The sequence below is a fragment of the Parafrankia irregularis genome (genome assembly GCF_001536285.1).
In the GTDB taxonomy this organism is placed as follows: domain Bacteria; phylum Actinomycetota; class Actinomycetes; order Frankiales; family Frankiaceae; genus Parafrankia; species Parafrankia irregularis.
On record NZ_FAOZ01000004.1, the window covers coordinates 223,816 to 236,240 of the forward strand.

The window sequence follows — 12,425 nt, forward strand, 5'->3', positions numbered from 1 at the left end:
CGGACACGGCTGGACACGGCCGGACACACCTCCTGGACACCGCGGCGCACCCTCGCGGCGCGGTCCACCCCGACGAGGCCTTGCCGCGCCGTCTCACCCGGCGCCGCCGTTACCTGAGGAGATCAGATGTCTGCGCACCGGTGGCCCATCCGACCCGTGCCGAGCGAGGTCACCACCGAATGGCGGCGAGCCGGCCTGTGGGACGACACGACCCTCGGCGTGAAGATCGACAGGGCGCTGCGGAACCACCCCGAGCAGCGGTTCCACGTCCATTCGCTGGAGCGGCCCTGGGAGGGGACCTTCGGCGAGCTGAGGGAGCGCGCCCTGGCGGTCGCCGGCGGGTTGGCGCAGCGCGGAGTCCGCCCGGGCGACGCGGTCGCCTTCCAGCTTCCCAACTGGGCGGAGGCCGCCGTCGCCTTCTACGCCACCTCGTTCCTGGGCGCCGTCGTCGTGCCGATCGTGCACTTCTACGGCGTCAAGGAGGTGTCGTACATCCTGCGCCGGACCGAGGTGGTCGCGTTCGTCACCGCCGCGCGCTTCGGCCGGCGGGACTATCTGGCGGATCTCCCGGCCGTGGTCGACGCCGCACCATCGGTGCGGGTGGTCGCCGTGGTCGGCAGCAGCGGCCAGGGCGGTGAGGGTGGCGGTGCTGGTGACGGTGCCGGCGGTCTCGCGTTGCCGGCGGGTGCCATCCCCTTCGAGGGGCTCGAAACGGGGCCCACCCTGCCCGGCCCGGTCGACACCGATCCGGACGGGCCCGCGGTCGTCGCCTACACCTCGGGCACGACCTCGGACCCGAAGGGGGTCGTGCACTCCCACAACACGCTCGGCGCCGAGATCGTGCAGCTCGACGACATGAACGCCGGCGGCGGACTGCCGTCCCTCGTCGGCGCCCCCGTCGGCCATTTCATGGGCATGCTTGGCGCGCTGCTCGTGCCGGCTGTGAACGACATGCCGGTGCATCTGATCGATGTCTGGGACCCCGCCCGGGTGCTGTCCACGATGCGCACCTGGGGGCTGTCGGCCGGGTCCGGGTCCACCTTCTTCCTCACCAGCCTGCTGGACCACCCCGACCTGACTCCCGAGCACCTCAGCCTCATGCGGTACGTCGGCCTGGGCGGTTCCGCGGTGCCGGTGGCTGTCGCGGAGCGGGCGACGGCGGCGGGCATCTCCGTGCTGCGCAGCTATGGCGCGACCGAGCACCCGTCCATCACCGGTTCGAAGCACGATCACGACGCCTGGTCGCGGCTGCGTACCGACGGCCGGCCGATGCCCGGTGTCGAGATCCGGCTGCTCGACGACGACGGCCAGCCCGTCCCGCCCGGCACGCCCGGGGAGATCTGGTCACGCGGGCCGGACTGCTGCGTCGGCTACACCGACAGCGAGATCACCGCCCGCGCGTTCGACGCCGAAGGCTGGTACCGCACCGAGGACGTCGGAGTTCTCGACGACGCCGGCTGCCTGACCATCACCGACCGGAAGAAGGACATCATCATCCGGGGTGGCGAGAACATCAGCGCCGCCGAGGTCGAGGAACTGCTCCTGCAGGTCGTTCCCGGCCTCGCCGAAGCCGCGGTGATCTCGGTTCCGGACGCGCGCTTCGGGGAGAAGGTCGGCGCCGTCCTGCGGATGACGCCAGCGGCGCCCGCTCCCGACCTCGACGCAGTCCGCGCGCTGCTCCTCGGTGCCGGGCTGGGCCGCCAGAAGCTGCCGGAGTATCTCGACACCGTCGACGACTTCCCCCGCACCTCCACCGCAAAGATCATCAAGGCGGAGCTGCGGCGGAGAATCTCCGCCCGCCTGGTCGCCGCCGGAGGCTAGGAACTGTTTCAGGAGCGCGTCGGAATTCGGGGGCAAACCCGGACTTGACCCGCCGCCTGCCTCGGCGCCCCCGGGGCCGGGTTGAGCAAGCCGTACGCCAGACTGCGGCGGTGCGTTCCTCGGCCTCGGGCACCGCTCCATGCGATGCGCCGGGCGGAAAAGGGGCAGGCAGTGGAACGGATAGACGGTGGCTGTTCGGGCGCGCCGGAACTCGCCGTCGATCCTCGGTTGGCAGTAGGCGAATCCGGGGGTCATGGGAATGTGATCCCGCGCGCTGCGGTGGATGAGGGCGATCGGCATACCGACCACCTGCGCGGGAAGACGTCGTCGCCCAGCCGGTAGCCATTGGAATGGCTGTGGACAGTACCGCCTGCGACGATGGCCAGGTTTCCTGATCGGGCCGACGAGGATCGCGCCGGTCTCTGCCGACGACAGCCGCCGCGGGCCAAAGCCGACCAGGGCGTGGTGGACATATCGGAGAACGCGGTGACCCGCTTCACCGGGACGCGGTTTTCTGCAGTGTGTCGGTGCGGCCCGTCAGTACACCCACCAGCCGATGAGGCGTGATGCGACAGTGCTGCCGCGGTCGGTCGGGAATTTCAGACGACTTGTATTGCGGCCGGATAGGCTGTTGTATCCATCTCAAAGGAACTCCGTGCCCCTGGCGCTGCCGGTGTCAGCATCCTGAACGTAGTCCGCCGCGTGCGGAGTAATCACCTCCTTCGCGTTGGACGTCCGTAGGGGCCGGGGCGTGGGTGCCGACGCTGACACGAACACGGACAGGATTTCCAGGTGTCCGCGGGGCGACTCGTTCGCGGCCGTTCCAAAAAGTCTCGGGCCAGTCGTAGGCATCCCGGAAACGTATGTGGCGCGATGCTTTCTCGGATGTGCTTCGGAAGTTTCTCGGCTCGCCCTTCTGTGCCGTGACGAAGCGACGGATGAACGGCTGCCAGGGGCGGGGCAGAAAACGTCCGTGCGTCGTCTCCCAGCATTACTGCTCCGGTGATCGGCTGCGGGCGGAAGCGTCCCCCGCAGTGCATCGATGTGCCTTCCTGAAGGCAGGCGAACAGCGAAGAAGGAGACCATGTTCCACACCAGGGGAAAACCTTTACCGCCGGTCGCGGACGGGGCCTGTCCAGCGACATCCACGAGACGGAACCTGTCGGTGCGCCACCACTACCGCCGCCACCGGCGGCCCTACCAGCAGCTCCGCCGCCGCCGCGCGCTGGTGGCTGTTCTCGCCGCCGGGGCGACGTTCGCGGCGGCGACACTGGTCGGGCTGGTCGCCGCCGCACCGGCGCAGGCAGCCACCTCGTGGCCCGGTGGCCGCTGGCAGCCCGGGCCGGCCCAGTACGGAATGACCGTGGTCTCCGACGTCCCGCTGCGGATGGACGACGGTGTCGTCCTCACCGCCGACATCGGGTACCCGGCGAACCCGCTGACCGGAAAGCGCCTGCCGGGCCGGTTCCCGGTGCTCGTCCAGCAGAATCCCTACATCTTCGGCGGGGAGCCGGACAGCTTCTTCGTGAGCCGGGGCTACATCTTCGTCTCGGTGGACGTGCGGGGCACGACGAACTCCCAGGCGCCGGACAACGGCCCGCTGGTCAACCCGCTCTTCGGCCCGCGGATCGCCAGGGACGGCGCGGCGGTGGTCGACTGGGCCGCCCATGACCTGGCGGGCTCGAACGGAACGATCGGCCTGTACGGCTGCTCCCAGCTGGGTATCAACCAGCTGTTCACCGCCGCCGCGGTGGGCCCGGACTCACCGGTGAAGGCGATCATCCCCGCCTGCGCCTCGAACGGCTACGACATCTACTTCGCCGGCGGGGTGCCCTCCGCCACGGTCCCGCTCTTCGCCAACTCCGCGTTGGGTGCGATAGGCGGCTCCAAACACCTGCCCGAGAACACGGCCTTCGGTGAGGCCCTCGTCGACGAGATCAGCGCCAGCGGCCCGCGCGCCTACAACGGGACCTTCTGGCAGGAGCGCACCACCTCCGCCGACATGGCCGAGCAGATTGTCCGCAACGGCATCCCGGCGCTGCTGTGGACCGGATGGCAGGCCTCCGAGAGCACCGGCGCCCTGGAGTTCTGGACCGCCCTGCAGAACGCCGCGCAAGGCCGCCCGGCTGATGCGTCGATGCGGCCCGGCCAGCCGACCACGGGCCGTTACCAGCTTCTCGTCGGGAACTGGGGCCACGGCAGCGGGCTGGACAAGAGCATCGAGCTCGAGTGGTACGACACCTGGCTGCGAGGCCAGAACACCGGCATCGCAGCCACCCGGACGCCCCTGCACCTCTACGAGAAGGGCAGCGACCGGTGGGTCAACGCCGCCAGCTACCCGCTCGTCGCCGACTACAGCCCCTACTACCTCGACGAGCGGTCCGGGTTCACTCCGAGGCCGTCCGGATCCGGCGGGACGGACACCGTCTCCTGGGGCCAGCCGGACCAGGCAGGCAACACGCTGACCTACACGACCGCGGCCTTCGCCGCCGGCACCACGCTGGCCGGTCCCGTCAGCGCCAGCATCTACGCCAGCTCGACCAACGCGAACATCGGCCTGATCGCCACCCTGGAGGACGTCGCACCAGGCGGTGCCGCGACCAGGATCACCTCCGGATCGCTGGTCGGCAGCATGAGCGCACTGGACGAGGACTCCTCCTGGCGTGACAGCAACGGCGACCTGACGCTTCCGGTCCATCCGTACACCGAGGACACGACGGTGCGGCCCGGGGAGGTGGGCCGGTACGACATCAAGATCAATCCGACGCTGTGGAGCGTAGCGCCAGGGCACTCTCTCCGGCTCGTCCTGAGCACCCAGGCCAGCTCCGACGACTGCGGTGGTCTCCTCGGCACGCCGCAGCCCTGCGCCTACACCGCCGCGCAGCAGGCCAGCCTCACCGGTGGCGGCTACCAGATCCAGCGGACCGCCGATCATCGGTCGGTGGTGAACCTGCCGCTGCTCTCGTACCGGAAGCTGCCCGCCGCCCCCAGCGGCCTGACTCCCACCAGCAACTGGACCGTCCTGCCGCTGGGCTGGTGACCAGACAGCCAGTCCCTTCGTGACCCGCGCACGCGGACAGACCATCCGGTTCCCATCGGAGACCAGCGTCTCCGGTGGGAACCGGGCTTGCCAGGGTCTCGTCACCTGTGACACCACCGGCACCGGCATCCGACGTCGTCATCCGCTATCCGACGTCGTCATCCGCTATCCGAGGTCGTCATCCGCTATCCGACGTCGTCATCCTCGGCCGCGCGATCCTCGGTGACGGCCTCGTCCGCCGCTCGTACTGCTACCAATCCGCGGGAGGGGGCGCTCCGTAGTTTCACGGAGGACTTGGGGTGGCGCTGCGGTGCATCGTGTGTCTGGCCCTGCACAGCTCGCCCTGCACAGCTCTGGAGGGGGGGCTGCCTGCCAGCAGGCGCGACACCATGCCCGCGCCGCCCTCCCGGAGGGCCGCCCTCCCGAAGGGATATGCCCGCATGCTCACGCCGTTCGACGACTACCCCGTGCACCAGACCGCCCAACCGGTCGCGCACGTCGGTGGCGGGCATCCTGATCACTACGACCGCTTCTGGTTCAACGGCTACGACGAGCACATGTTCTTCGCGGTCGCGCTCGGGCTCTACCCGAACCGCGGGATCATCGACGCGGCCTTCAGCGTGGTCCGCGATGGTGTTCAGCGGTCCGTGTTCGCCTCGGGGCGGGTCCCGCTCGACCGGACCCGGACCAGCGTGGGCCCGATCGCCGTGGACATCGTGGAGCCGATGCGGGTCAGCCGCATCCGGGTCGACGCGCCGGAGCACGGGTTGGTCGCCGACCTCACCGCCACCGCCCGCACCGCCGCCTACGAGGAGCCGAGGGCCACCCGTAACGACGGGACCTACCCGCTGATGGACGTCACGCGGGCAACCCAGATGGTGAGCTGGAGCGGGCAGCTCACTGTCGGCGGGCAGTCCATCCAGCTGGGCGCGGCGGGCACCGGTGACGGTGAGGTCGGCGTCGTCGGGACGAAGGACCGCTCGTGGGGCGTCCGCGGTCTGGGCGATCCCATTCCCGGCGCGCCCCGCCGCATGAAGCCCCAGACGTTCTTCCTCTGGGCTCCGCTCAACTTCCCGGACCAGTGCCTGCACTACACGGTGATGGAGGACGAGAACGGGCGGCCCTGGACGGAGACGGCGGCGGTACTGCCCGTGCTCGGCGACGGCAGCCCGGTCTTCGGGACGGAGGCGGACCTCGGCATCCGACGGCTACGCGGGGTGCGGCATGACGTGCGGTGGGTGGCGGGCCTGCGCCGTTCCGAAGGAGCCACCCTGGTTCTCGGGCCGGGCGAGGCGGTGGAGCTGGAACCGCTGCGCACCTTCCGGATGAAGGGCGTCGGCTACCTGCATCCGGTCTGGGGGCACGGCCGGTGGCACGGTGAGCTGGTCGTCGGCGCGGAGATGCACAAGGAATCCGAGCTGGACACCCTCGCTCCCGACTGCATCCACGTCCAGCAGGTGATGCGGGCCAGGTGGGGTGACCGGGCCGGGCTGGGCGTGCTGGAACAGCTCGTCATCGGTCCGCACGCGCCCAGCGGCTTCCGGAAGCTGTTCGACGGCGCCCCGGCGCGCCCGGAGGCCTGAGCCACCATGCCGACGAGTCACGAGCCGAGTCACGAGCCGGATCACGAGCCGGATCACGACGAGCCGAATCACGGGTGGAACGCCGGCGACCGGGTGCCGGTCGTCGACGATCCGGCCGCGGTGACCCCGCAGTGGTTGACCGCGGCGCTGCGTGCCGGCGGCACCGAGGCCGAGATCATCGCTGTCAGTCACGAGGCCATCGGTACCGGCCAGCTCGGCGCCAGTTACCGCTTCCACCTGCAGGCCCGCCCCGGGCAGGACGGGAGCGCCCCGAGCACCGTCGTCATCAAGATGGCCGCCGGTGACCTCAGGACCCGGTCGCTGATCGCCACGGCCTATCGGCAGGAGACCGGCTTCTACCGCGTGTTCGCCCCGTCGGCCCGGATCCGGGTGCCGCGCTGCTGGTATGCGGGCCTCGCCGACGACGGGCTCAGTTTCACCCTGGTCCTTGAGGACGCCCATCCCGCGAGCCCGGGACGACAGGTCCAGGGGTGCACGACCGACCAGGCGACCGCTGCCGTGCGCAACCTCGCCGGCCTGCACGCGCCGTTCTGGAACGACGACACCCTCACCGAACAGGCGACCTGGCTGCGGCGGACGAGTGAGACGGCGCTGCGCTCCATGCGGGAGGTGCTCGTCAGCGCGGCCGACACCTTCGTCGCCCGCTTCCGTGCCGACCTCTCGGTGGCGGACGCCGACGTACTGCTCCGAACCGCCGACCAGATCGCGCGGTGGGGCCGGCGGATCCGGCACCGCACGTCGCTCATTCACGGCGACTACCGCCTCGACAACCTCCTGTTCACGGCCGACGGTCAGGTGGTGACGGTCGACTGGCAGACCCTTGAGGCCGGCTTTCCCGGCCGCGACCTCGCGTACTTCCTGTCGACGGCGCTCCCTGCCCCGCAGCGCCGTCGACAGGAGACGTCACTGGTGGCCGCCTACCATGAGCGGCTCCTGCGGCACGGCGTCACGGACTACCCGCTCGACGCCTGCTTCGAGGACTACCGCCTCGGCACCCTGCACGGACCGATGACGGCGATGATCGGCTGCGTGTACGCGCCGGGGACGCCGACGGAGAGCTCGGACCAGATGTTCCTGTCGATGGCGACGAACTGCGCCGCCGCGATCCGCGAGCTGGGCACCCTCGATCTGCTCTGACAGAGAGACCTGCTCTGACGGACAGGTGTCGGGGCGGGACGTCGTTCTCCGTACCGCCCCGACAGTTCAGTTCAGATCAGATCGTCAGCAGTCCGCTGTGGATGTCGGGCTCAGGCGAACGGGGTCGGCATGATGTGGACGGGCGTGAGCTCCACGTATGACTTGCCGGTGACGGACTGGCCGTTGATGGTGCCGGTGACCGTCGACGCGCCCTCCCAGTAGGACGACTGCGGAATACCCGGGATGAACAGTTCCTGGCCGGCGAGCCGGGGGGTGACCGTCAGCGTGCCGCCGGGAACGTTGACCGTCCACTTCGCCGGGTAGACGGCCCCGGTGTCGGGGCTGGTCCAGCTGCCCTGCGGGGTCTCGCTGATCGCCGTCGGCGCGAGGTTCGTGGTCGAGCCGTTCGCGTTGACCTTTGTTCCGACAACCTGGACGACCTGGCCGTACATGTCCTTGATGAAGTACAGCATGTACTGGGTGTTGTTCGTCAGCTGGATGCTGAACCAGTCCCAGTTGCCGATGCCGTTGTTGAAGTCACCCCACTGGTGGTCCTGCCAGCCGATACCGGTGATGTACACCTTCACCCCGTGGTCGGTGACCGTACCCAGGGCCAACAGGTTCGTCTGGGAGTAGTAGGCCGACTCGCCCCACGGGCCGTAGGGGATCACGCCGGCGGTTCCGTGCAGGGCGGTGGGCGTCGACTGGCACAGCGTTATGTCGAGGGCGTAGCTGTTGTCGGCGAAGCTGCCGGTCAGGTGGTTGACGCCGTTCTTGCCGTCCGCGTGCAGCAGGCCGACGGTGTTGTCGTAGCCGCCGCCGGCCGGCACGACGTCGGCCTGCGTCGCCACCGTCATGATGTCCTGTTTGAAGGTCTTGCGGGTGAGGTCGGTGATGGCGAACTGGCCGTTGTAGTCGGCGGTCGCCGGCTCGGTTCCCCGCGCGTCCGAGCGGATGATCGTGTGCTCGAACCCGTACTCGTGGTACTTGCCGAAGGTGTCGAAGCCCTGCAGGTGCCCGGTGAAGTACCACCACTCCATGGACGAGTCCGGGTGCGCCGCCTCGTCCGCCGGCAGTACGACCGCGGGCATCGCGGCGGTCGCGCTCTGGCTGTTCAGCACGAGCAGGAGCGGAGTGCACAGGGCGCCGAGGACCAGCCCTAATCGCCTGCGCTGACGCCGCCCGGGCGATAATTTGGTCAGTTTCATTTACTGCCTCCCTGGAGGGTGGTGAAAAGGGGAGCGAGAGGTCATGTCGCCCCGCGCTGCATGCGGTCCCGGCCGCCGGCGGATGTCGCTCTTTCCCCGCCGGTGCGGAACGTGGGGATCAGGATGCCGAGGGCGATGCGGGAAGTCCTCAGTGAAACTACGGACGATCCGCACGGCTGATAGGTAGTTCGCGGTGAGTTGACGCCCCTGCCGGCGGGCCCGAGGATGACCCATGCCCGTACGGCCGCTGAATCCCGCACTGCCCGGGGAACGCACCAGTTTCGTGGGCCGGGGGCCGGAGCTCACGGAGCTTCGGCGCCTGCTCGGGCGGCACCGGCTGGTGACGGTCACCGGCCCCGGCGGAGTGGGCAAGTCGCGGCTGGCCCTGCGCGCGGCGGCGAAGGCCCAGCGGACGTACCCGGGCGGTGTCCACGCCGTGGAGCTCGGTGAGCTCCACGACCCCGACCTGCTGGTTCCCACGGTAGCGGCGGCGCTCGACAGCCGGCCGCGTGACGGTGCGTCCGCCATGGAGGCGCTGAGCGAGCACCTCGCGTCCAGGCTGCTGCTGGTCCTGGACAACTGCGAACATCTCGTGGCGGCCTGTGCCCACCTGGCTGACGAGCTGATGGGCCGGTGCCCCGACCTGCGTCTCGCCGTGACCAGCCGGGAGTCCCTGCGGATCCCGGGCGAGGCCACCTACCTGGTGAAGCCGTTCGACGTCGCGCAGGAGCATGCGCCCGGCCGCGCCGCCGATCGCGACGCGATGATGCTGTTCCTGGACCGGGCCCAGTCGGTCCGGTCCGATTTCGAGCTCACCGACGGCAACCGGGCCGCGGTCTGGGAGATCTGCCGCCGGCTGGAGGGCATGCCCCTGCCCATCGAGCTCGCCGCGATACGGACCCGGGCGCTGTCACCGGCGGAGATCCTCGCCCATCTCGCCACCGCCACCGCCACCGGGGCCGGTACCGGTACCGGTACCAACACCAGGATCCTGCGCCAGGACGGCCGGGGCGTCACCACCGTCCGGCAGAGCTCCCCGCAGGCCTGCGCCGGCTGGAGCTACGAACTGTGCACCGGGCCGGAACGGCAGTTGTGGGCTCGCCTGTCGGTGTTCGCCGGCGGCTTCGACCTCGACGCGGCCGCAGGTGTCGGCGGTGACGGGCTTGCCGAGCCTCCACTGGACCTGGTCTTCACCCTGGTGGACAAATCCGTCCTGACGTTCGAGCCGGGACCGGAACGCGGCCGCCTGCGGCTGCCGGAGATGTACCGGGAGTACGGGCAGGACAGACTCGCGGAGCAGGGCGAGACGGAGGCGTTGCGGCGCCGGCACCGAGACTGGTTCTCCGCCGTCGTGAGTCAGGCCAGGGACGAGGGTGCCGGTGCCGGGTGGTCGCGGTGGCTGAGCCGATTACGTCGGGACCACGCGAACCTTGACCGGGCCCTCGGTTACTGTGCCGCCGCGGGTGACGGCGACGCCGGGCTGGAGCTGGCCAGCTCGCTGCACCGCTACTGGGTGGCCGACGGCCGGTTCGCCGAGGGCCAGCGATGGCTGACCACCTTCGTCGACCAGACCGAGGGCGAGGGACCGGGCTGTCTGCAGGCCCTGCACACCGCGGGCTGGCTGGCCGCCATGCGCGGTGACATCACCTCCGCCGAACGGCTCCGGCTCGACGCCGCGCGGCTGTCCGCCCGCGAGGGCAAAAGCGGCGGCGAGGCGCTCATCACCCAGCTCGACGGGCTCGGCGCGCTCTACTCCGGCCGGCCCGGAGCGATCGAGGCGCTGACACTCGCGCTGGCGCAGTTCCGCCGGGACGGCGAGCTCGACCATCTGCAGGAGACGCTGTCCCTGCTCATGCTCGCGGTCGCGTTCGGCGCCGACTCCGGCGACGCGGAGGACTACCACCGCGAATGGACCACCATCGCGGCCGCGCTGGACGAACCTCGGCTGCGTTCGTACGCCGACTGGGCCTACTCGATCGCCACCTGGAAGGCCGGTGACGCACGGTGCGCCCGCGAGATCGCGCGGGCAGCCCTCGCCGACGGGCGTGGCAGCCTCGACAGGCTGGGTATCGTCCTGCTGCTGGAGGCCGTGGCCTGGTTCGAGAGCAGCCTCGACGAGCACGCCACCGCCGCCCTGCTGTTCGGCGCCGCGGACAGTCTGTGGGAGCGGATGGGCACCTCGACCACCGCCCTGCCCGGGCTGTTCCGCTGCCGCCAGCGGGCCGAAGCCACCGCCCGGCGGTCGCTGGGCCGGCGGGCGTTCGAAACGGCCTGGGCGCGCGGCGCTGTGCTGGAGCTGGAGGAGGCCTGTGCCCACGCGGTCAGCGGCCGGAGTCCCATCGTCGCGGTGCCAGCGGTCACCAGCGGCGGTGCCCCGACCGTGACCGCCCCGCTGACGGCACGGGAACGCCAGGTGGCCGACCTGCTGGCCCGCGGCCTGAGCAACCGGGAGATCGCGGACACCCTGAAGGTCTCGCCCCGAACCGCCGAGGCGCACGTCCAGCAGATCCTCAACAAGCTCGGCCTCCCCACCCGCGCCCGGGTCGCCGCCTGGCTCGCCGAACACCGCCTGTGAGGGAGCACCCCCGCCTGGAAGCATGAGCGCTGGGGGCGCGATCGGAGACCGCGCGCGCAGGGCCGGGCTCCGCTCAGCCTGGCGCGTCAGCCTGGCGTGGAAGCGGCAGCGGCGTAGCGGGCGGTGCCGTCGGCGACCGCGGCGTGGACGGCGCGGGCCAGCCGTGCCCCCCACTCGGAGCGCGGGCCGCAGTACTCGGCCTGCGCCCGGCTCGCACGCGTGACTTGTGGGCTGTCCGTGGCTCCTGGGCCATCTGGGCAGCAGACCACGATGGCGTCCGACGCGGTGCCGGTGCCGGGCATGCCGGCCTCCAGCAGCGCCTGGCTTTTGGCCTCGGTCGCCGTGATGACGGCGTTGACCATCGCGGCGTCGCTCAGCCGCACCGGCAGCAGGCAGACCAGGTTGACCGTGCCAGGGCGCCATCTGGCCGCCGGCAGCGACAGGCCTTCCGATGCGGCGGCCCAGGTCGGGTACGACAGCCCGACCGTCGCGTCGCAGCGGACAGCGCCGTCACTGGCACTGGTCATCTGCCGGGTGTTCGCGGCGGTCATCAGCCCTGCACCGGCTCCCGCCGGCAGGCCGAGCCCGGCGGCGATCTCGCCGAGATGAATGGCAGGGTCGTCACGGCGGTAGTTCAGCGCCACCTCGGCGTTGATGACCCACTGGCCGCGGGTGAGCCCGCCGCCGAGCACCGCGCTGGAAATCATCCGCACCGGCGCGGCGAACCGCCAGACAAGCACCGGACGCCGCTGCCCGGTGCCGTCGTCGTGGTGCTCGTGCTGGTCGAGCCGCACCGCCAAGGCCGGATGGGCCGGCACCTCGGGTGCGTCCGCGGTGCTGGTGAGGTCGACGCTCACTGTGGTCGCACTGCCGACGTACTCACCGGCGCCGACGAACCGGTGCGGGAGCCGGACCGGCCTCGCCGAGCGGGGGCGGCAAGCCTGTGGGTTCTGCTTCTCATCGTCATCATCGGCTCCTCGCCACACCTTAGCGAGATCGAGCCGCCGCCTCCGGCCGAGTCCGAGTCCGAGACCGAGTCC

At 70.6% G+C, this 12,425-nt stretch carries 7 protein-coding genes; 5 read left to right on the forward strand and 2 right to left on the reverse strand.

The features are described from left to right. Positions 1 to 126 precede the first annotated feature (126 nt). From AWX74_RS08010 to AWX74_RS08025, 4 genes are all read left to right on the forward strand, one after another. Positions 127 to 1,821: an AMP-binding protein gene (locus AWX74_RS08010; protein ID WP_091273263.1), complete on the forward strand. Its 1,695-nt coding sequence runs from the start codon at positions 127 to 129 to the stop codon at positions 1,819 to 1,821. Between the two features lie 1,165 nt (positions 1,822 to 2,986). Next, positions 2,987 to 4,861 carry a CocE/NonD family hydrolase gene (locus AWX74_RS08015; protein WP_165615518.1) on the forward strand — a complete coding sequence of 625 codons (1,875 nt, stop codon included), beginning with the start codon at positions 2,987 to 2,989 and terminating at the stop codon, positions 4,859 to 4,861. A gap of 440 nt (positions 4,862 to 5,301) precedes the next feature. Further along, the gene (locus tag AWX74_RS08020) at positions 5,302 to 6,444 is read left to right on the forward strand and encodes an Rv3169 family protein (protein ID WP_091273267.1); all 1,143 of its coding nucleotides are present in this window, start codon (positions 5,302 to 5,304) and stop codon (positions 6,442 to 6,444) included. A gap of 6 nt (positions 6,445 to 6,450) precedes the next feature. Next, on the forward strand, positions 6,451 to 7,602 hold the full coding sequence (locus tag AWX74_RS08025; RefSeq protein ID WP_091273269.1) for a phosphotransferase: 1,152 nt from the start codon (positions 6,451 to 6,453) through the stop codon (positions 7,600 to 7,602). Between the two features lie 110 nt (positions 7,603 to 7,712). Here AWX74_RS08025 and AWX74_RS08030 read toward each other — a convergent pair whose 3' ends face one another. After that, positions 7,713 to 8,810 carry a lipocalin family protein gene (locus AWX74_RS08030; RefSeq protein ID WP_091273271.1) on the reverse strand — a complete coding sequence of 366 codons (1,098 nt, stop codon included), beginning with the start codon at positions 8,808 to 8,810 and terminating at the stop codon, positions 7,713 to 7,715. A 232-nt stretch (positions 8,811 to 9,042) separates the two neighbouring features. Here AWX74_RS08030 and AWX74_RS08035 point away from each other — a divergent pair, with 232 nt between their 5' ends. Then, positions 9,043 to 11,385 carry an ATP-binding protein gene (locus tag AWX74_RS08035; protein ID WP_091273273.1) on the forward strand — a complete coding sequence of 781 codons (2,343 nt, stop codon included), beginning with the start codon at positions 9,043 to 9,045 and terminating at the stop codon, positions 11,383 to 11,385. A gap of 86 nt (positions 11,386 to 11,471) precedes the next feature. Here AWX74_RS08035 and AWX74_RS08040 read toward each other — a convergent pair whose 3' ends face one another. After that, complete coding sequence (locus tag AWX74_RS08040) at positions 11,472 to 12,242, reverse strand: adenosylcobinamide amidohydrolase (RefSeq protein WP_091273739.1); 771 nt, start codon at positions 12,240 to 12,242, stop codon at positions 11,472 to 11,474. Between the last annotated feature and the right edge of the window lie 183 nt (positions 12,243 to 12,425).